The following is a 21,915-nucleotide window of genomic DNA, read 5'->3' on the forward strand; positions in this document are numbered from 1 at the left end:
TGATAAATGGCTTATCATTGTCTGTGCATCTGTGAAAAGCGGAAAGGCATCGATTAAGGATCTTGCTGTCGGCAAGGGCAGGGATTTGCGATGGGGAAAAGGATTAAACGCGGTTGGAGCCTTTACTGATTTATAAATCGGGCGGCAGCGAGAAATGAGCGCGAAAAGCTGCTCTACACCATTGTACATACGGCAAAGTATACAATTTAAATCGTAATCATTCTATTTTAATGGAGGCATTATTATGAAAAAAATTCCGGTTACCGTACTGAGCGGTTATCTAGGTGCGGGAAAAACAACATTGCTGAACAGCATTCTGCAAAATCGCGAAGGCTTGAAAATAGCGGTTATCGTAAACGATATGAGCGAGGTGAACATTGACGCGGGCTTGGTTAAGCAGGAAGGGGGCCTTTCCAGAACAGATGAAAAGCTTGTGGAAATGTCAAACGGCTGCATTTGCTGCACGCTTCGCGAAGACTTATTAATTGAAGTTGAGAAGCTGGCAAAAGACGGACGGTTTGATTATATCGTCATTGAATCGACAGGAATCAGCGAACCGATCCCGGTGGCCCAGACTTTCTCTTATATCGATGAAGAGATGGGAATCGATCTTACAAAATTCTGTCAGCTGGATACGATGGTGACGGTTGTTGATGCCAACCGTTTTTGGCATGATTATCAGTCAGGCGAAAGCCTTCTGGACCGCAAAGAAGCATTGGGGGAAAAGGATGAAAGAGAAATCGCCGACCTCTTGATCGATCAAATTGAGTTTTGCGATGTACTGATCTTAAATAAATGTGATTTGGTCAGCGAGCAAGAGCTCGAACAGCTTGAAAACGTTCTTCGTAAACTGCAGCCAAGAGCCAGGTTCATTCGTTCCGTCAAAGGAAATGTAAAACCGCAGGAGATTTTGCATACAGGGTTATTTAACTTCGAGGAAGCGAGCGGATCGGCCGGCTGGATTCAAGAGCTGACGGCAGGCCATGCGGAACACACCCCGGAAACAGAAGAATACGGTATCTCTTCATTTGTATATAAGAGACGTTTGCCGTTTCATTCTACACGATTTTACCGTTGGTTGGATCAAATGCCAAAGAACGTGGTACGTGCCAAAGGAATCGTCTGGTGCGCATCTCATAACAACCTTGCTTTGCTGATGTCGCAAGCAGGTCCGTCGGTTACGATTGAGCCTGTATCTTATTGGGTGGCGGCGCTGCCGAAGCTTGAGCAGGAGCAAGTCAAGCAGCAGGAGCCGGAAATCCTGGAGGAGTGGGACCCGGAGTTCGGCGACCGCCTAACACAGCTAGTTTTTATCGGAACTGACCTGGATGAAGAAACGATTACGAAAGAGCTTGATCAATGCCTGCTGACTGAATATGAATTTGATTCCGACTGGTCGCTGTTTGAGGACCCGTTTAAATGGAAGCTGAATCAATAGAAAAAAAGCCGTCCCCTGGGGAGCGGCTTTTTTTAATGAAACGTTTGTTTAAACATAATGAGCGTATTTTTTCTCAAGGATATTCTGAAAGACCGCGGCAATGGAGCAGATGGCCCAATAAATGAGAGCGGTCAGAATATACATGGTCATATAATCAAACTCTCTGCCCCCGATGATTTTCGCATGCTGGAGCAATTCCGGCACTGTAATCATCGCAGCGAGAGATGACGCCTTGATTAAGTCGAGCAATACATTGGCAAGCGGAGGCAGCGCAATACGTATCGATTGCGGCAAAATGATGCCCCTCATCGTCTGCCAATAGGAAAGACCCAGCGAGGATGCGGCTTCCCACTGTCCTTTTTCGACGGATGAAATGGCTGAACGGTTAATTTCCGCAATGTAGGCGGCGCTGTTTAGGCTAAAGCCGATTAAAGCAGCCGTGACAGCGGAAAATTCAATGCCGATATAAGGAAACCCGAAATAAAGGATAAACAAAATCACCAAAATCGGAACGCCCCGCATAAATGAGATATAGAGCTTCGCCGGCCATCTTAACAAAGCAAGCTTAGACATTCTGGCGAGTGATATGAACAGGCCGATCACAGTTCCCGCAAACATGCTTACAAAAGAGATGAGCAGTGTATACCCAATGCCTTTTATGACATAAGGGAACGATTCAATGGCCAGCTTCGTGTTGAAAATATATTCCCACTGAATGCTATTGATCATGGCGTCCAATTACAAATCAACGTCCTGAACGTCGGCATCAATTTTTTTTGATACATCTGCTTTATTGAAGAATTGTTTCGACAGTTTAGTCAAAGAGCCATCCTTGCTCATCTCTTTCAATGCTTCGTTCATCTTTTTCTGAAGTGCCGCATTGCTTTTTTTCATGACAAGGGCCTGTTTGTTCGGCATGTACTTGATGTCAGGATGAATTGTTATGTTGAGATCCGGGAATGCCGCGAGCGCAAGTGTCTGCAGGTAATAGTCGTTTAAAATGACGTCAGTGCGTCCGTTGGCAACATCTTTTAAATATTGCTCATTCGTCGCATTATCATAAATCACTTCTTTGGCGCCGTATTTTCTCGCGACCTCCATGTAGACGGTTGTAGCCGCGCCAGCCGCTTTCTTCCCTTTTAAATCCTTGAGCGTTTTAATCCCTGATAAATCGTCTTTTCGGACAATTGCCGTGCCGTATGAATATTTATATGGAGTGGAAAATGCGAACTTCTTCTCGCGGTCCTTCGTCACATCGATGTCATTTGCGGCTGCGTCAACCTGTCCGCTGTTCACCGCTGTCAGCATCCCGTCAATGCCCATCTCCTTGAACTCAACCTTCAGCCCCAATCGTTTTGCCGCTTCACGAACGACTTCAACCTCGTAGCCCGTCAGCTTATCGGAGCCAGAGTCGGTATCATGATAAGAAGTGGGATAAAGCGTACCTGATGTAGCGACTACGATTTTCCCTTTGTCCTTGATTTGCTCCCAGCCTGTATCCTTGGAATCGGCTTCATTTTTGCCGGAACAGGCTGCCAATATAAGAAAGAAAGCCATTGTGAAACTGAATATAACGGCTTTGGATTGCTTGAATGATTTCACCTATATTTCCCCCAATCTGTTAATCAACTAAAAAGATAGCATTGAACATAAGGGGTTGCAATATGTTGATCGCGTTTTCAAAAAGTTCGAATTGTGTATACAAAAAGCATGGGTGGGTGTTTAAAAGCGTCTATGAAGGGAAGAGGTGATGAAAAAAGGAATTGTCCAAGGATGAATGCCAGACGTACCAAGGAAACGCATGTGAAAGTGAAGGATGCAGCAGACCCGTCACTCATCTATGCCAATACCGGAAGAAATGGTCAAGAGGCATGAAACCGATCTTCAGAATAAATTTAAGTCTTGCTGATGCCCCTAAGGCATATGATATATTCGATGAGAAAGAAAATGGAAACATTTAAACCATAATGGGGAGTCAAATGAATATTTACAAACCAGCCGGATTTTGGATCAGACTTGGAGCTGCATTGTTAGACTACATTATAGTCTCCGTGCCGCTTTTGCTGATCTATTGGCTGATTACAGGAAAAGACCCAAACGACAGCATGTTCATCAGTTTGGTTGTTCTGCTGTATTCTATTTTGCTGCCGGTGTTTTGGCGCGGTTATCTTATCGGAAAAAGGATCTGCGGAATCAGAATCGTAAAAAAAGACGGATCACAAGTCAGCCTGTTAACAATGTTTTTACGAGTTATTGTAGCCGGCCTGGTTTACGGTATAACCTTCGGACTCGGCTTGATCGCCAGCCTGATTCTGATTGCCGTACGAGAAGACAAACGGACCCTGCATACTTTAATCGCAGGAACGTCTGTCACTTATGCGACACCAGGTGAAGAGGAACTTAATGCTGACGAAGAGATTAGAAAGAGCGAATAATGGATCGCTCTTTTTATTTTTATGCATAAAAAATACAAGGCAGCAAAACATATGAAAAATAGGATTGGAGGAATAAACTGGATGAAACGAATAACCATCAACATTATCACAATGTTCATTGCAGCGGCTGTCATTTCTCTGACCGGTACAGCTGAGGCCGCTGAAAAACAGCAGCAGCCTCCCGCAAATGTTACACTGACAGATCAGCAAAAGAAAGAGATTGAACAACTGGAAGCAGAGATTCTTAAAAAGCGCAAAGACGTGATCTCAAAGTATGTACAATACGGTATCCTGCCTAAAGAAAGAGGAGAACACATCAAAAATCACTTGGACAAACACTTTGAAATGATGAAACAAAACGGCTTTGTTCCAAAGCACCATCCTCATCCGCATAAATTTGAAAAAAGACATTAAGATTTTAAGCATCCAATGGGAATTGGGTGCTTTTGCGTTATTTACAGGTAGGCAATATTAGCTGAGCTGTTCCGCGACTAACATCGAGTTGATATGAAACGCGTTTCATAGCCTATGATAGGTTTATCAAATGATTCAGGAGTGATAAACACTGATCCACCAGCATCCAGAATCTTTTCCGAAACATTTTTTGTGGGGCTCTGCTTCTGCAGCGTACCAGATTGAAGGCGCTTGGAATGAAGATGGCAAAGGCCCTTCTGTTTGGGATGTGTTTACGAAAATACCGGGCAAAACGTTTAAAGGAACCAATGGCGAGATTGCGGTTGACCATTATCACCGATTTAAAGAAGATGTCGCTCTGATGGCTGAGATGGGGTTAAAAGCATATCGATTTTCCGTCAGCTGGCCACGGGTTTTTCCAAAAGGAAAAGGAGAGATCAATGAAGCAGGTCTAGCGTTTTACGATAGTCTGATTGATGAATTGCTTTCTCATCACATCGAGCCGGTTCTGACTTTATATCACTGGGATTTGCCTCAAGCGCTTATGGACGAATACGGCGGGTTTGAATCCAGAAACATCATAGAGGATTTTAATCACTACTGTATTACTCTTTATAAACGTTTTGGAGACAGGGTGAAATATTGGGTTACGTTAAACGAACAGAACTACAATTTTAATCACGGATTTATTACAGCCATGCATCCGCCTGGAGTGAAAGACAGAAAACGATTTTACGAAGCAAATCATATTGCGTTTCTGGCTAATGCAAAAGCCATCGAATCATTTAGAGAATATGTGCCTGAAGGCAAAATAGGTCCTAGCTTTGCTTATTCTCCGGCTTACCCTTTATCAAGCCATCCAGAGGATATACTGGCATTTGAAAACGCCGAAGAATTTATGAACAATTGGTGGCTTGACATGTATTGCTGGGGAACCTACCCACAAATTCCATTCCGCTACTTGGAAAAACAGGGATGGGCGCCGACAATCGAAGCAGGAGATATGGAGCTGCTTGCCAAAGGGAAGCCTGATTTTGTAGGTGTCAATTATTATCAGACGATCACCTATGAACGAAATCCGCTTGATGGTGTGTCTGAAGGGAAAATGAATACGACAGGCCAAAAGGGAACCAATCAGGAGACGGGGATACCCGGAGTGTTCAAAACGAAAAAAAATCCGTATCTGACAACGAGCAACTGGGATTGGACAATTGACCCAATTGGGCTGCGTATCGGTCTTCGCCGAATTACAAGCCGCTATCAGCTTCCAGTGTTTATAACAGAGAACGGTTTGGGTGAATTTGATAAAGTTGAGGACGGCTCTGTACAGGATGATTATCGAATTGATTATTTACGTTCGCATCTTGAGCAATGCAGACAAGCCATCAGTGACGGTGTCGATTTAATCGGCTATTGCAGCTGGTCGTTTACTGATTTGTTAAGCTGGCTGAACGGCTACCAAAAAAGATACGGATTTGTATATGTCAATCGTGATGAAGAAAGCACATACGATTTAAAACGCTTGAAGAAAAAAAGCTTTTATTGGTATCAAGATGTCATCAAGACGAACGGAGAAAGTTTATAAAGAGTCCCTGAGAGTTATTCTCTCAGGGGTTTTTCATTACACAGAAACAGCATCAATAATATAAGTGTCGGCGTGCAAATCTGACATTTCAGCCGGCACAGTCCAGCATGTCAATTGATAGTCTCCTTTAGGCAGATCAAAGGATAGTCTTTTAGACATGATGCTTTCAATATGAATTCCGTTTTCTGTGATATGAAAAGGAACAGTCACTTTTTTTTCATACGAGCTTACTGTTTCTGAACTGTTCAGGCGCAAAAGAATAAAGGCCTTTGTATTTCGCTGTGCCTCAAAGGAAATGGCTCCGTCTGCCGCAGCATATCCTTTTTCAATCGCTTCGTCAGTCCAATCCATTACAGGAGGTGTAGAATCCTTTTGAAATACAGTAAATTGGTGATATGAAATCGAAAGTTCTTGCGGCTTCCATGATTTGATCAATGTGCTGTTCCTCCTCTATGTACTGTTTACTGAATTGTGAATAAAACCTTTGTGCCGTCTGGGTAATCGGTAAGCTGATGCCCGACCCAAGAGCCTGCTCCGCGGTTGTCAGCGGGAGAAATGTATTCTACAGAAGCTCCCTCACCGCCTTCTTTGCACATGGCCATTGGCCATTCATCTCTGTCATACCCCTTTTTGGAAGGTACGTCCTTTAATGATTGCTCGCGGCGTTCCTCAGCTCCGTCTCTGTCGATAGTGCACACCTCTGAGTGCCCCTCATTTATCGCATCCTTAATATGCTTGGCCGTTTCGGGATATCGGTCAGATGGGAAGGCGATTGTTTCATCATATTCTTTCGTTTGAGACGTTTTTTGATCAGCTGAGAAAAAGTCTCCTTTTATCAGGCCGGCAGCTGCAGCTGCTATGATGACGATGACGAGAAGTATCGTTTTTATGATGTCCGTCGTGATGTTCACCTCCCGCTTTTAAAACTGACACAAGAGTAATCCAGAAAGCATTTGGTGTAAAGATTTAAATTTTATGTTTTACGCTCAGTTTATTGCAAAAATCGTAATTTTAGCAGGTCGAAATATTTGTTTTCAGCAAAATACGATTGCCAATTTACAATAATGATAGTAAGTCATCAGCCGTTTTCGGCTTGATTAATCATTTTAAATTGGCTTATGATACCGGTAAGCTCCTCAGCTAATTGAGAAAGTGTTTCAGAAGCTGCGGTAATCTCCTCCATTGCAGCAAATTGCTCCTCTGTTAATGCAGCCGCTTGCCGGGTATTTTTAGTAGATTCTTTAATGTCGGCCGTATTGGCTGCAAAGGAATCATTTATTTGATGTGCACTGGCTGAAATGTTTGTTACAGATGCTGATAAATCACTAATCTCGGCGCTGATTTCACCTGTTGCAGCTGCAATTTCCTTAAATGCATCTCTGGTGCGCTGGATCATGGTGACTCCTTCTGCAGCTTCTGTTTTCACATGCTCAACAGATCTTGCAGACCGGTTCATATCCTTTTGTATTTCTATGATCAGTTTTGAAATCTGCCCCGCAGACTGTTGAGACTCTTCTGCTAATTTCCGTACTTCATCAGCAACAACAGCAAAGCCTTTTCCTTGTTCACCGGCTCTGGCAGCTTCAATCGCTGCATTCAGCGCAAGCAGGTTTGTCTGATCGGCAATTTGGGTGATGACCGATAAAATTTGCTCAATTTGTTTAGAGCGGCCGTCTAACTGGTGTATGATTTCTCCGCTTTTCTGAATTGACTGGTGAATCGCATCCATTTGCGCCTGTACATTTGCAATTTCCTTTTGTCCAATGTCTGCTTTTGATTGCGCGAGCTGCCCTTTGTCAGCGATAGCGGCAGTATTTGCAGAAATATCCCGGATGTCTGCTGAAGCTTGTTTTAATGAGCTTTCACTGTTTTCAATTCGGGTGATCTGATCTTGGGCTCCATTTGCAATCTGCTGTACAGCTTCTGTGATTTTTTCTGAAGCTTGATTTGTTTCCTCTGCTCCGGCTGAGAGCTGCTGAGAGGCTGACGCAAGCTGAAGGGCTGATTGTTGTACGGTTTGTATGGTATCGTTCAGCTTCATTCTCATCTTATTATAATAGACGCTTAGTTCTGAAAGCTCGTCACCGGTTTTGTCTGACACCTCTATTGTCATATCTCCGTTTCCGGCACTTTCAAAGGCGCTTTTTAAAGCGTTCAGCCGCTTGTTGATTTTTCTGGTGAAAACCAAGACAAGGATGACTGATACCATAATGACGATAACAAGAACGATAGCGAATTGAGTGAAAAGTGATTGTGTAAGTGATGCTAAAATACTTTGATTAGCTCCGGTATACAGCATGCCGATGATGTTCCCATTTTGATCTTTTAACGGCATGTATGCAGTTTGATAAGAAGAACCTGCTACATCTGCTTGTCCGTAAAAACGCTTTCCTTTCTTTAAAACAGCGGCAATAACTTCAGAAGAAGCCTGGGTGCCGACAGCTCTTTCGCCATTCTTCATGACATTGGTTGCAACACGAGTATCGCCTTGGAAAATGGTAATGGTATCACCTGTCTTTTCACCAAGCAGATCAACAATATCTTCATTTCCATTGATTTGTGTTTGCCCTTTATAGAGCTTATTGTTTTTCACCTGCCAGTCGCCTGACATGACATCATCAATATAAGTGCTGCTTAAAGCAAGATCACCTTTCGCTTTTTCAGTTGCCATTTGTTTCATGTTTTCTGTAATTTCCTTAAGCATCACAGTGCCAACTGATGCCGAAAACAAAAGAATCACCACGAAAACGAGGCAAAGAATTTTAGTTCCTAGCTTCATCTTAAATCGTTTTATCAACATAATTCCTCCCTTTACGATTTGTAGGTCATATTACTTATCGGGTTTTCGGGTTTAAAGTTTTATTTTAGAAAAAATAAAACCGGCCTGATCTTCAGGCCGGTTGTGTGATGCTATTCAAGGTTTGCGTGGTGAGTGAACATAGTTTCAGAATCGAGTCCTTTTTTCTCCATGAGTTTTAAAATCACTGCATCATAGAAGAGCAGCAAAGTTTGTTCAAATAATGATCCCATTGGCTGAATGGTTTTATAGCTTCCGTTAGACTGGTCTTTAGGGGAACCAGGCATTCTGATGATGAGGTCCGCTTGTTTTCCGATGCTTGATTCCGGATTGATGGTTAAAGCGGCAACAATTCCGTGTAAGCTTTTTGCTTTTGCTGCGGTATGAATCAAGCTCTTTGTCTCGCCTGATCCTGAGCCGATAATAACTAGATCTCCTTCGGCGAGCGGCGGAGTGAGAATCTCACCTACTATATGGGCGTTAAAGCCCATGTGCATCAATCTCATCGCGAAGGATTTTGCCATCAGGCCAGACCGCCCCGCACCCGCGGTGAAAATTTTGTGGGATGAAAGAATGTGATCGGCAAGCTGGTCAGCCTCTTCATTAGAAATATAAGCTGCTGAACGGTGTAACTCATTGAGAATTTCCGCTACGTATTCAGTCGTTTTCATCGGAGTTATCCTTGGACAATCAGCTGCTTCATTTTTGAAGCTGTTTCCGCCTTATCAGCTGCGCTTGTAATTCCGCCCCCGACAATGACAAGGTCAGGCTTTTGCTGGATCACTTCTGGCAGTGTATCAAGTTTGATGCCGCCCGCGATTGCGGTTTTTGCGTTTTTTACGGTATTTTTGATTGTCGTTAATTCTTCGAAAGAGTTTTTGCCCTCTGCTTGAAGATCATAGCCAGTGTGGACGCAGATGTAGTCAACACCGAGTGCGTCAATTTCTTTCGCACGGGATTCGATATCTTTCACGTTAATCATGTCCACTAAGATTTTCTTCTTTTGTTTTTTGGCTTCTTCTACTGCGCCTTTAATCGTTGCATCGTCTGTAGCCCCTAAAACGGTGATGATGTCAGCGCCTGCTTCCGACGCTTTCATAATTTCGTAGCCTCCGGCATCCATGATTTTCAGGTCTGCAAGAACCTTCAATTGAGGAAATGCTTCTTTTATTTCTTTAACGGCTCTTAGGCCTTCATTGATGACGACCGGTGTTCCGATTTCAACTACGTCGATGTATTGTTCTACCTCTTTGACAAGCTCAATGGCTTCCGGGATGTTGACGAGGTCTAATGCAAGCTGTAATTCCATTGTTGATCCACTCCCTTTTTCGAATTATTGTTCATTCTATAGGTTCCTTCTTTTGTTGAGAAGTAGGCACTTTGAAGTCAACAAGTTACTTGGAGGATACTGTGAGGAGAGACAATCAGATTTCTTTCGCTTGATTTTATGAGTGAGTATAATGAAAAAAGAGTCTGCAAAAAAGTAAGTAAGTGATGATACGTATCTAACATACAAAAAGGTTACTAAGGGGGGGGATTCTATTGAGCCGGATGGACGACAAAAGGTTTAATTGTGAGAAGGAATTAACGCTTGCAGTGATTGGCGGTAAATGGAAAATGCTCATTTTATGGCATTTAGGAAAAGAAGGCACAAAACGGTTCAATGAATTAAAAACATTGATTCCTGATATTACGCAGAAGATCCTCGTGAATCAGCTGAGAGAGCTTGAGCAGGATATGATTGTTCACAGGGAAGTGTATCCAGTTGTCCCGCCGAAGGTTGAATATTCTCTGACCCCGCACGGAGAAAGCCTCATGCCTATTCTTGAAGCCATGTATGAGTGGGGGAAAGGCTATATGGAATTGATTGATATCGACAAAAATGTCATGAAAGAATCGTTGTAAGACGCTCTTCGCAAGGGTGTCTTTTTTTTGCCTTTTTTTCGGTTTTTGCGCGGTACACATAGTCATGTAAAGATTGTAAATTGCATTCAGCAATAAAAAAAGATTGAACGCAGCAGTTTGGTTTAAAAATTTTTATTTTTCTGTAAATAATGTTTAGTGGAAATGATTGCGGCATCCCGCAAAAATATCCCTGTAAATAAACTGGAATCTTTCGGCATCCCGCATGAAACTTTTCACCCATTTTTCGGTGATAAAAACATTTTTTTCATTTAAAGTGAACGGTAGTAAGATAAAAAATATTGAAAACAATGAATAAATAGCCAAAATTGTTTCCTGTTAGGATAGGGGATCTTGCGGTCTTTATCCGCTTATGTTAAACGCCGCAATGCTGACTGACGGCAGCCTGCTTTAATAGCGGCCATCTGTTTTTTGATTGGAAGCACTGCTTTTTAAGTGTAGTACTTTGGGCTATTTCGGCTGTTAGTTCATAAGAATTAAAAGCTGATATGGATAAGAAAGAGAAAATGCGTTGCACATGTTCACTGCTTATAAAGATTAGGGGAGGTATGACAATATGGAAATAACTTTTTATCCTTTAACGGATGCACAAAAACGAATTTGGTACACAGAAAAATTTTATCCTCACACGAGCATTTCAAATCTTGCGGGGATTGGTAAGCTGGTTTCAGCTGATGCGATTGATTATGTGCTTGTTGAGCAGGCGATTCAAGAGTTTATTCGCAGAAATGACGCCATGCGCCTTCGGTTGCGGCTAGATGAAAACGGGGAGCCTGTACAATATATTAGCGAGTATCGGCCTGTTGATATAAAACATACTGACACTACTGAAGATCCGAATGCGATAGAGTTTATTTCACAATGGAGCCGGGAGGAAACGAAAAAACCTTTGCCGTTGTACGATTGTGATTTATTCCGTTTTTCCTTGTTCACCATAAAGGAAAATGAAGTATGGTTTTACGCAAATGTTCATCACGTGATTTCTGATGGTATCTCCATGAATATTCTCGGGAATGCGATCATGCACATTTATTTAGAATTAGCCAGCGGCTCAGAGGCAAAAGAAGGAATCTCGCATTCATTTATCGATCATGTTTTATCTGAACAGGACTATGCTCAATCGAAGCGGTTTGAAAAGGACAAGGCGTTTTGGAACAAACAATTTGAATCGGTGCCTGAACTTGTTTCCTTGAAACGGAATGCATCCGCAGGGGGAAGTTTAGATGCTGAGAGGTTCTCTAAAGATGTGCCTGAAGCGCTACATCAGCAGATTCTGTCGTTTTGTGAGGCGAATAAAGTCAGTGTTCTTTCGGTATTTCAATCGTTGCTCGCCGCCTATTTGTACAGGGTCAGCGGCCAAAATGATGTTGTGACGGGAACCTTTATGGGCAACCGGACAAATGCGAAAGAGAAGCAGATGCTTGGCATGTTTGTTTCTACGGTTCCGCTTCGGACAAACATTGACGGCGGGCAGGCGTTTTTAGAATTTGTCAAAGACCGGATGAAGGATCTCATGAAGACACTCCGCCACCAAAAGTACCCGTATAATCTCCTGATCAACGATTTGCGTGAAACAAAGAGCTCTCTGACCAAGCTGTTTACTGTTTCTCTTGAATATCAGGTGATGCAGTGGCAAAAAGAAGAGGACCTTGCCTTTTTGACTGAGCCGATTTTCAGCGGCAGCGGATTAAATGATGTCTCGATCCATGTGAAGGATCGATGGGATACTGGGAAACTCACCATAGATTTTGATTACCGCACTGATTTATTTTCACGTGAAGAAATCAACATGATTTGTGAGCGCATGATTACAATGCTGGAGAACGCGTTAACGCATCCAGAACATACAATTGATGAATTAACGATGATTTCTGATGCGGAGAAAGAGAAGCTGCTTGCGAGGGCGGGCGGTAAATCTGTGAGCTACCGTAAGGACATGACGATCCCGGAACTGTTCCAAGAAAAGGCTGAGCAGCTTTCAGATCATCCAGCGGTTGTATTCGAAGATCGTACATTGTCCTATCGAACGTTACATGAGCAATCTGCACGCATCGCCAATGTGCTGAAACAGAAAGGGGTTGGCCCGGACAGTCCTGTCGCGGTTTTGATTGAACGTTCTGAACGGATGATTACAGCTATCATGGGAATTTTAAAAGCCGGCGGAGCCTATGTGCCGATTGATCCGGGTTTTCCTGCAGAGCGGATTCAATATATTTTGGAGGACTGCGGGGCGGACTTCATCCTGACTGAATCGAAGGTTGCAGCGCCTGAAGCCGATGCTGAGCTGATTGACTTAGATCAGGCAATTGCGGAAGGTGCAGACGATATGACGGAGGCTGATGTAAACGCGCGGAATCTTGCCTACATTATTTACACATCGGGAACAACCGGACGTCCGAAAGGCGTTATGATCGAGCATCGCCAGGTTCATCATTTGGTTGAATCTCTGCAGCAGACGATTTACCAAAGCGGCAGCCAAACCCTGCGGATGGCATTGCTTGCGCCGTTCCACTTTGATGCGTCAGTGAAGCAGATCTTCGCGTCGCTTCTTTTGGGACAAACCCTTTATATCGTACCGAAGAAAACAGTGACGAACGGGACCGCCCTTGCTACATATTATCGGAGAAACAGCATTGAGGCGACGGATGGAACACCGGCTCATTTGCAAATGCTGGCAGCAGCGGGCGATTTTGAAGGCCTAAAACTGAAGCACATGCTGATCGGAGGAGAAGGCCTGTCATCTGTTGTTGCGGACAAGCTGCTGAAGCTGTTTAAAGAAGCCGGCACAGCGCCGCGTTTGACTAATGTGTACGGGCCGACTGAAACGTGCGTTGACGCGTCTGTTCATCCGGTTATCCCTGAGAATGCAGTTCAATCAGCGTATGTGCCGATCGGGAAAGCGCTGGGGAATAACCGCTTATATATTTTGGATCAAAAAGGCCGGCTGCAGCCTGAAGGCGTGGCGGGTGAGCTTTATATCGCGGGAGACGGTGTGGGCCGAGGCTATTTACATTTGCCTGAATTAACGGAAGAGAAGTTTTTACAAGATCCATTCGTGCCGGGCGATCGCATGTACCGGACCGGGGACGTGGTGCGCTGGCTTCCAGATGGAACAATTGAATATTTAGGCAGAGAGGACGACCAGGTCAAAGTCCGCGGATACCGGATTGAGCTTGGGGAAATTGAAGCCGTGATTCAGCAGGCGCCAGACGTTGCAAAAGCCGTTGTTTTGGCACGCCCTGACGAGCAGGGAAACCTTGAGGTTTGCGCATATGTTGTGCAGAAGCCTGGAAGCGAATTTGCGCCAGCCGGCTTGAGGGAGCATGCGGCCAGACAGCTTCCTGACTATATGGTGCCGGCTTACTTTACAGAAGTGACAGAAATTCCGCTTACGCCAAGCGGCAAAGTCGACCGCCGCAAGCTGTTTGCACTAGAAGTGAAGGCTGTCAGCGGCACTGCCTATACAGCGCCTCGAAATGAGACTGAAAAAGCAATCGCAGCCATTTGGCAGGACGTGCTGAACGTTGAGAAGGCGGGGATCTTTGACAATTTCTTTGAAACTGGCGGACATTCATTGAAAGCCATGACCCTTTTAACAAAGATTCATAAGGAAACAGGCATTGAGATTCCGCTTCAATTTTTGTTTGAGCATCAGACGATTGCGGCTCTTGCAGAGGAAGCTGATCACAGAGAAAGCAAAGCTTTTGCGGTGATTGAACCTGCTGAAAAACAGGAGCATTACCCGCTTTCATTGGCACAGCAGCGAACATATATCGTCAGCCAGTTCGAGGATGCGGGAGTCGGCTACAACATGCCTGCGGCAGCAATTCTGGAAGGGCCTTTAGATATTCAAAAGTTGGAGCGCGCATTTCAGGGATTAATCCGACGCCACGAGTCATTGAGAACATCATTTGTTCTTGAAAACAGCACGCCGAGACAGAAAATTCACGATAGCGTTGATTTCAACATCGAAATGATTGAAAGAGGCGGCCGCTCAGATGAGGCAATTATGGCTTCATTCGTTCGGACATTTGATTTGGCGAAAGCTCCGCTGTTCAGAATCGGTTTGCTGGGGCTTGAAGAGAACCGTCATATGCTGCTGTTTGACATGCACCATTTGATTTCTGACGGTGTATCCATTGGCATTATGCTGGAGGAGTTAGCACGCATTTATAAAGGCGAACAGCTTCCTGATCTTCGTCTCCAGTATAAGGACTACGCTGTATGGCAAAGCAGACAGGCTGCTGAAGGGTACAAGAAGGACCAGGCTTATTGGAAGGAAGTCTTTGCAGGAGAGATCCCGGTGCTTCAGCTTCTGTCCGATTATCCAAGACCGCCTGTCCAAAGCTTTGAAGGGGATCGGGTGTCAATCAAGCTGGATGCGGGGGTAAAGGATCGCCTCAATCGTTTGGCTGAACAAAACGGCGCCACTTTATATATGGTGATGCTGTCCGCTTACTATACGCTTTTGTCAAAGTATACGGGGCAGGATGACATCATTGTCGGGACACCGTCAGCGGGCAGAAATCACTCCGATACAGAGGGCATTATCGGGATGTTCGTCAATACGCTTGCGATTCGCAGTGAGGTGAAGCAGGATGAGACGTTTACCCAATTGATCTCGCGTGTCCGCAAACGGGTGCTGGATGCCTTTTCTCATCAGGACTATCCGTTTGAGTGGCTTGTTGAAGATTTGAACATCCCGCGTGATGTTAGCAGGCATCCGCTGTTTGACACGATGTTCAGCCTTCAAAACGCGACAGAGGGCATTCCGGCTGTCGGCGATCTTTCCTTGTCTGTTCATGAGACCAATTTCAAGATTGCCAAATTTGATTTGACGGTGCAGGCGAGAGAAACCGATGAAGGCATTGAGCTTGATTTGGATTACAGCACAAAGCTGTTTAAACAAAGCACGGCAGACAGGCTGCTTACGCATTTTGCGCGTTTGCTTGAAGATGCTGCGGCTGATCCAGAGAAGCCGATTTCTGAGTATAAGCTTCTTTCTGAAGAGGAGGCTGCTTCGCAAATTCAGCAGTTTAACCCGGGCAGAACACCTTATCCGAAAGACAAAACAATTGTTCAGCTGTTTGAGGAGCAAGCGGCGAATACGCCAGACCACACTGCGCTTCAATATGAAGGCGAATCACTCACTTATCGTGAACTGAATGAACGGGCCAATCGTTTAGCCCGCGGCATTCTTTCTCTTGGAGCTGGCGAAAGCAGGACAGCGGCTGTCTTATGCGAGCGGTCAATGGATATGATTGTGTCGATCTTGGCAGTATTAAAATCAGGTTCGGCTTATGTTCCGATCGATCCGGAACATCCGATTCAGCGGATGCAGCATTTCTTCCGTGACAGCGGAGCAAAGGTGCTTCTCACTCAGAGGAAATTAAAGGCTTTGGCGGAAGAAGCGGAATTTAAGGGCGTTATCGTGCTAGCCGATGAGGAAGAAAGCTATCATGCCGATGCGCGCAATCTCGCACTGCCTCTTGATTCTGAAGCAATGGCCAACCTGACGTATACTTCCGGAACGACTGGAACACCTAAGGGGAATATCGTGACACATGCCAATATTCTCCGCACGGTGAAGGAAACGAATTATCTCAGCATTACAGAACAGGATACGATTCTCGGTCTTTCCAATTACGTGTTTGACGCGTTTATGTTCGATATGTTCGGCTCTTTGTTAAACGGAGCCAAGCTGGTGCTGATACCGAAGGAAACCGTTTTGGACATGGCTCGCCTGTCCCACGTCATTGAACGGGAGAACATCAGCATTCTCATGATTACAACCGCTTTGTTCCACTTGCTTGTGGACTTGAATCCGGCATGCTTGTCAACGCTTCGCAAGATTATGTTTGGCGGGGAACGGGCTTCGGTTGAGCATGTCAGAAAAGCTTTGCAAACGGTTGGAAAGGGCAAGCTTCTTCACATGTATGGGCCGTCTGAAAGCACGGTTTTCGCGACGTATCATCCGGTTGATGAATTGGAGGAGCACACGCTGTCTGTTCCGATTGGAAAACCGGTCAGCAATACGGAAGTATACATTCTTGACCGTACGGGACACGTGCAGCCTGCCGGGATTGCCGGAGAGCTTTGCGTCAGCGGCGAAGGTCTCGTGAAAGGCTATTACAACCGTCCAGAACTGACTGAGGAGAAATTTGTTCCCCATCCGTTTACATCCGGCGAACGCATGTATAAAACGGGAGACCTTGCGAGATGGCTGCCGAATGGCGACATCGAATTTATCGGGCGAATCGACCATCAGGTGAAGATTCGCGGACAGCGCATCGAGCTTGGAGAAATCGAACATCAGCTGCAAACCCATGATCGTGTTCAGGAAAGTGTTGTGCTTGCCGTTGATCAAGGAGCGGGAGATAAACTGTTGTGTGCTTACTATGTCGGAGAGGGAGACATCTCATCACAAGAGATGAGAGAGCATGCTGCGAAGGACTTGCCGGCATATATGGTTCCTGCGGTGTTTATCCAAATGGACGAGCTGCCGCTGACAGGGAACGGAAAAATTGACCGGAGAGCGCTGCCGATTCCTGATGCCAACGTTTCAAGAGGTGTTTCATATGTTGCGCCACGCAATGGAACGGAACAAAAAGTCGCGGACATTTGGGCACAGGTACTTCAGGCAGAACAAGTCGGCGCTTATGACCACTTCTTTGACATTGGCGGACATTCATTAGCAGGCATGAAGATGCTTGCCTTGGTTCATCAGGAACTGGGCGTTGAGCTGTCACTCAAGGATCTCTTCCAGTCACCGACGGTTGAGGGCTTGGCACAGGTGATTGCCTCCGCTGAAAAAGGGACAGCCGCAAGTATCAGCCCGGCAGAGAAACAAGATACGTATCCTGTTTCTTCACCGCAAAAACGGATGTACGTGCTTCAGCAGCTTGAGGTTGCGCAAACGAGCTATAACATGCCGGCGGTTCTGCGCCTGACAGGTGAGCTTGATGTAGAAAGGCTTAACAGCGTCATGCAGCAGTTAATGCAGCGTCATGAAGCCTTGAGAACCACGTTTGAAATAAAAGATGGAGAAACGGTGCAGCGGATCTGGGAAAAGGCTGAGTGTGAGATAGCCTATTTCGAAGCCCCGGAAGAAGAGATAGAGCGGATCGTTTCTGAGTTTATTAAGCCTTTCAAAATCGACCAACTTCCACTGTTCAGAATAGGGCTTATCAAGCATTCAGACACTGAGCATGTGCTGCTGTTCGATATGCATCATATTATTTCTGATGGTGCATCTGTCGGTGTGCTGATTGAGGAGCTTTCAAAGCTGTACGACGGAGAAACCCTTGAGCCGCTCCGTATTCAATATAAGGATTATGCCGTGTGGCAGCAGCAGTTCATTCAGTCTGAGCTTTACAAGAAGCAAGAAGAGCATTGGCTGAAGGAGCTGGACGGAGAGCTGCCGGTGCTGACGCTTCCGACCGATTACAGTCGGCCTGCCGTTCAAACATTTGAGGGAGACCGCATTGCATTTTCATTAGAAGCAGGCAAAGCTGATGCTCTGCGCAGGCTTGCAAAAGAAACGGATTCCACGCTTTACATGGTGCTTCTGGCTTCATACAGTGCATTTTTATCAAAACTTAGCGGGCAAGACGATATCATCGTCGGTTCACCTGTGGCCGGACGATCTCAAGCGGACGTCAGCCGCGTCATCGGAATGTTCGTCAATACATTGGCGCTGCGCACGTATCCGAAGGGTGAAAAGACGTTTGCTGACTATCTTAACGAAGTGAAAGAAACGGCACTCAGCGCTTTTGATGCGCAGGATTACCCACTTGAGGATTTGATCGGAAATGTTCAGGTTCAGCGTGACACAAGCAGAAATCCGTTATTCGATGCAGTTTTTTCAATGCAAAATGCGAATATAAAGGATTTAACAATGAAAGGGATTCAGCTTGAGCCGCATCCGTTTGAACGGAAAACAGCCAAGTTTGACCTCACGCTGACGGCTGACGAAACCGACGGAGAGCTTACATTCGTACTCGAATACAATACAGCTCTGTTTAAGCAGGAAACGATTGAACGATGGAAGCAATATTGGATGGAGCTTTTAGATGATGTTACTGGGAACCCGAACCAGCTGCTTTCCAGCCTGTCACTGGTCACCGAGACAGAAAAGCAAGCGCTTCTTGAGGCATGGAAGGGCAAAGCGCTGCCTGTGCCGACAGACAAAACGGTTCATCAGCTATTCGAAGAGACTGCCCAGCGCCACAAAGACCGCCCGGCTGTCACATATAACGGCCAGTCTTGGACGTACGGCGAGCTGAATGCGAAGGCAAACCGTCTCGCGCGGATTCTGATGGACTGCGGCATTAGCCCGGATGACCGCGTCGGCATTCTCACGAAGCCGTCGCTTGAAATGTCCGCCGCGGTGCTCGGCGTCTTGAAAGCCGGAGCGGCGTTTGTGCCGATTGATCCTGACTACCCGGATCAGCGGATTGAGTATATTTTACAGGACAGCGGCGCGAAGCTTCTCTTGAAACAGGAAGGCATTTCAGTGCCGGACAGCTATACGGGAGATGTCATTCTTCTCGACGGAAGCCGCACAATTCTAAGCCTGCCGCTTGATGAAAACGACGAGGGAAATCCAGAAACCGCTGTAACCGCGGAGAACTTGGCGTACATGATTTACACGTCTGGAACAACCGGACAGCCGAAGGGTGTCATGGTCGAACACCATGCGCTTGTGAACCTGTGCTTCTGGCACCACGACGCGTTCAGCATGACAGCGGAGGACCGCAGTGCGAAGTACGCGGGCTTTGGGTTCGACGCTTCCATTTGGGAGATGTTCCCGACCTGGACGATCGGTGCCGAGCTTCACGTCATTGATGAAGCGATCCGCCTCGATATCGTCCGCCTGAACGATTATTTTGAAACGAACGGCGTAACGATCACGTTCCTGCCGACACAGCTTGCGGAACAGTTCATGGAGCTTGAGAACACATCACTTCGCGTATTGCTTACTGGAGGAGACAAGCTGAAGCGCGCAGTGAAAAAGCCGTACACGCTCATCAACAACTACGGGCCGACAGAAAATACGGTCGTTGCCACAAGCGCAGAAATCCATCCGGAGGAAGGCTCGCTTTCCATCGGAAGGGCCATTGCCAATACGAGAGTATACATTCTCGGCGAGGGCAATCAGGTGCAGCCGGAAGGCGTAGCCGGAGAGCTTTGCGTGGCGGGGCGCGGACTGGCACGCGGCTATCTGAATCGAGAAGACGAAACCGCGAAGCGGTTTGTCGCTGATCCGTTTGTGCCGGGTGAGCGCATGTACCGCACCGGCGATTTGGTGAAATGGACGGGCGGCGGCATCGAATACATCGGCCGGATCGACCAGCAGGTCAAGGTCCGCGGCTACCGGATCGAGCTCTCAGAAATTGAAGTCCAGCTCGCACAGCTTTCTGAGGTGCAGGATGCGGCGGTGACAGCTGTCAAAGATAAAGGAGGCAACACAGCGATCGCGGCGTATGTCACACCGGAAACAGCTGACATAGAAGTACTGAAATCAGCACTGAAGGAAACCCTGCCGGATTACATGATCCCGGTGTTCTGGGTGACGCTGGACGAGCTTCCGGTTACGGCAAACGGCAAAGTGGACCGCAAAGCCTTGCCTGAGCTGGACATCGAAGCGGGAAGCGGAGAATACAAAGCGCCAACGACCGACATGGAAGAACTGCTTGCCGGCATCTGGCAGGACGTGCTTGGAATGTCTGAAGTCGGTGTCACCGACAATTTCTTCTCGCTTGGCGGAGATTCCATCAAAGGAATTCAAATGGCGAGCCGCTTGAATCAGCACGGCTGGAAGCTGGAAATGAAAGATCTCTTCCAGCATCCGACGATCGAAGAGCTTACCCAATATGTAGAGCGTGCCGAAGGCAAACAGGCAGACCAAGGCCCGGTAGAGGGCGAAGTCATCCTGACGCCGATCCAGCGCTGGTTCTTTGAAAAGAACTTCACGAACAAGCACCACTGGAACCAATCGGTGATGCTTCACGCCGCGAAGGGCTTTGATCCTGAACGGGTGGAGAAAACATTGCAGGCGCTGATCGAGCATCATGACGCGCTCCGCATGGTCTATCGTGAGGGACAGGAAGACGTCATTCAATACAACAGAGGTCTTGAAGCTGCTTCAGCTCAATTGGAGGTCATCCAGATTGAGGGCCAAGCTGCAGATTACGAAGACCGAATAGAGAGAGAAGCGGAGCGTTTGCAAAGCAGCATCGACTTGCAGGAAGGCGGCTTGTTAAAAGCAGGCTTGTTCCAAGCGGAAGACGGAGACCACTTGCTTCTTGCCATTCACCACTTAGTGGTTGACGGCGTGTCGTGGCGGATTCTACTGGAGGATTTCGCCGCGGTATATACACAGCTTGAGCAAGGCAATGAACCGGTTCTCCCGCAGAAAACACATTCATTTGCAGAGTATGCAGAGAGATTGCAAGACTTCGCGAACTCCAAAGCCTTTTTGAAAGAAAAAGAGTATTGGAGACAGCTTGAAGAACAAGCTGTCGCGGCAAAGCTTCCGAAAGACCGCGAATCTGGTGATCAGCGAATGAAACATACAAAGACAATTGAATTCTCGCTGACTGCTGAAGAGACAGAACAGCTCACCACAAAGGTGCATGAGGCATATCACACAGAAATGAATGATATTTTGCTGACGGCATTCGGATTGGCAATGAAGGAGTGGACGGGTCAAGATCGAGTAAGTGTTCATTTAGAGGGGCATGGACGTGAAGAAATCATAGAAGACCTGACCATTTCTCGCACAGTCGGCTGGTTTACAAGTATGTACCCAATGGTGCTCGATATGAAGCATGCGGATGATCTGGGCTACCAGCTGAAGCAAATGAAAGAAGATATCAGACATGTGCCGAATAAGGGAGTCGGATACGGCATTCTGCGCTATCTGACGGCACCCGAACATAAAGAAGATGTGGCGTTCTCGATTCAGCCGGATGTCAGCTTCAACTATTTAGGTCAGTTTGACGAAATGTCGGATGCAGGTTTGTTTACGAGATCAGAGCTGCCATCAGGACAGTCATTAAGCCCTGAAACAGAAAAACCGAATGCGCTGGATGTTGTCGGATATATCGAAAACGGAAAACTGACGATGTCACTGGCCTATCATTCTCTTGAATTTCATGAAAAAACAGTACAAACATTCAGTGACAGCTTTAAAGCGCATCTTCTCAGAATCATTGAACATTGCCTATCTCAAGACGGTACGGAACTGACCCCGAGTGATCTTGGTGACGACGATTTGACGCTGGATGAGCTGGATAAATTAATGGAAATTTTCTAATAG

General features: G+C 46.2%; 14 protein-coding genes and 1 pseudogene. 8 read left to right on the forward strand and 7 right to left on the reverse strand.

All coding sequences use genetic code 11. From position 1 onward, the window contains the following. Positions 1 to 31 precede the first annotated feature (31 nt). Positions 32 to 217 (forward strand): annotated as a pseudogene (locus tag NSU05_RS01915) (hypothetical protein). Positions 218 to 244: 27 nt separating this feature from the next. Further along, entirely contained in the window at positions 245 to 1,438 is a 1,194-nt protein-coding gene (zinU, locus tag NSU05_RS01920) for a zinc metallochaperone ZinU (RefSeq protein WP_003234625.1), read from the forward strand. Between the two features lie 48 nt (positions 1,439 to 1,486). Here the strand turns inward: zinU and NSU05_RS01925 are convergent, their stop codons facing one another. Both NSU05_RS01925 and NSU05_RS01930 read right to left on the reverse strand, forming a co-directional pair. Further along, positions 1,487 to 2,167: an amino acid ABC transporter permease gene (locus NSU05_RS01925; protein ID WP_003234624.1), complete on the reverse strand. Its 681-nt coding sequence runs from the start codon at positions 2,165 to 2,167 to the stop codon at positions 1,487 to 1,489. A 9-nt stretch (positions 2,168 to 2,176) separates the two neighbouring features. Continuing rightward, positions 2,177 to 3,040 (reverse strand): transporter substrate-binding domain-containing protein, encoded by an 864-nt coding sequence (locus NSU05_RS01930; RefSeq protein ID WP_029727074.1) that lies wholly within the window; start codon positions 3,038 to 3,040, stop codon positions 2,177 to 2,179. Between the two features lie 161 nt (positions 3,041 to 3,201). Between NSU05_RS01930 and NSU05_RS01935 the strand changes: the two genes are divergently transcribed. From NSU05_RS01935 to bglC, 4 genes are all read left to right on the forward strand, one after another. Next, on the forward strand, positions 3,202 to 3,399 hold the full coding sequence (locus NSU05_RS01935; RefSeq protein WP_119122841.1) for a hypothetical protein: 198 nt from the start codon (positions 3,202 to 3,204) through the stop codon (positions 3,397 to 3,399). Between the two features lie 18 nt (positions 3,400 to 3,417). After that, on the forward strand, positions 3,418 to 3,873 hold the full coding sequence (locus NSU05_RS01940) for an RDD family protein (RefSeq protein ID WP_038428340.1): 456 nt from the start codon (positions 3,418 to 3,420) through the stop codon (positions 3,871 to 3,873). Positions 3,874 to 3,954: 81 nt separating this feature from the next. Beyond that, positions 3,955 to 4,287: a YckD family protein gene (locus NSU05_RS01945; RefSeq protein WP_015252849.1), complete on the forward strand. Its 333-nt coding sequence runs from the start codon at positions 3,955 to 3,957 to the stop codon at positions 4,285 to 4,287. A gap of 151 nt (positions 4,288 to 4,438) precedes the next feature. After that, positions 4,439 to 5,872, forward strand: a complete 1,434-nt coding sequence (gene bglC / locus NSU05_RS01950) for a 6-phospho-beta-glucosidase (RefSeq protein ID WP_038428341.1) — start codon at positions 4,439 to 4,441, stop codon at positions 5,870 to 5,872. A 36-nt stretch (positions 5,873 to 5,908) separates the two neighbouring features. Here bglC and nin read toward each other — a convergent pair whose 3' ends face one another. The 5 genes from nin to hxlA all read right to left on the reverse strand — a co-directional run bounded on the left by nin (position 5,909) and on the right by hxlA (position 9,978). Then, positions 5,909 to 6,307, reverse strand: coding sequence for a DNA-entry nuclease inhibitor (gene nin / locus NSU05_RS01955; protein WP_017696126.1), 399 nt, complete (start codon positions 6,305 to 6,307; stop codon positions 5,909 to 5,911). A gap of 26 nt (positions 6,308 to 6,333) precedes the next feature. Further along, complete coding sequence (gene nucA / locus NSU05_RS01960) at positions 6,334 to 6,783, reverse strand: DNA-entry nuclease (RefSeq protein WP_017696127.1); 450 nt, start codon at positions 6,781 to 6,783, stop codon at positions 6,334 to 6,336. A gap of 167 nt (positions 6,784 to 6,950) precedes the next feature. Continuing rightward, positions 6,951 to 8,672, reverse strand: a complete 1,722-nt coding sequence (gene tlpC / locus NSU05_RS01965; RefSeq protein WP_038428342.1) for a methyl-accepting chemotaxis protein TlpC — start codon at positions 8,670 to 8,672, stop codon at positions 6,951 to 6,953. Positions 8,673 to 8,782: 110 nt separating this feature from the next. After that, positions 8,783 to 9,340, reverse strand: coding sequence for a 6-phospho-3-hexuloisomerase (hxlB, locus tag NSU05_RS01970; protein ID WP_038428343.1), 558 nt, complete (start codon positions 9,338 to 9,340; stop codon positions 8,783 to 8,785). Positions 9,341 to 9,345: 5 nt separating this feature from the next. Beyond that, positions 9,346 to 9,978 carry a 3-hexulose-6-phosphate synthase gene (gene hxlA, locus NSU05_RS01975; protein ID WP_003246452.1) on the reverse strand — a complete coding sequence of 211 codons (633 nt, stop codon included), beginning with the start codon at positions 9,976 to 9,978 and terminating at the stop codon, positions 9,346 to 9,348. A 233-nt stretch (positions 9,979 to 10,211) separates the two neighbouring features. Here hxlA and hxlR point away from each other — a divergent pair, with 233 nt between their 5' ends. Together hxlR and srfAA are read left to right on the forward strand one after the other, a co-directional pair. After that, on the forward strand, positions 10,212 to 10,574 hold the full coding sequence (gene hxlR / locus NSU05_RS01980) for a transcriptional activator HxlR (RefSeq protein WP_003246265.1): 363 nt from the start codon (positions 10,212 to 10,214) through the stop codon (positions 10,572 to 10,574). 574 nt (positions 10,575 to 11,148) lie between these two features. Further along, a complete protein-coding gene (gene srfAA / locus NSU05_RS01985; protein WP_339204397.1) occupies positions 11,149 to 21,912 on the forward strand; it encodes a surfactin non-ribosomal peptide synthetase SrfAA in 10,764 nt (3,587 codons plus the stop codon). The last annotated feature ends 3 nt before the right edge of the window (positions 21,913 to 21,915 follow it).

This window comes from Bacillus sp. EU52 (assembly GCF_037964975.1).
Lineage (GTDB): Bacteria > Bacillota > Bacilli > Bacillales > Bacillaceae > Bacillus > Bacillus subtilis.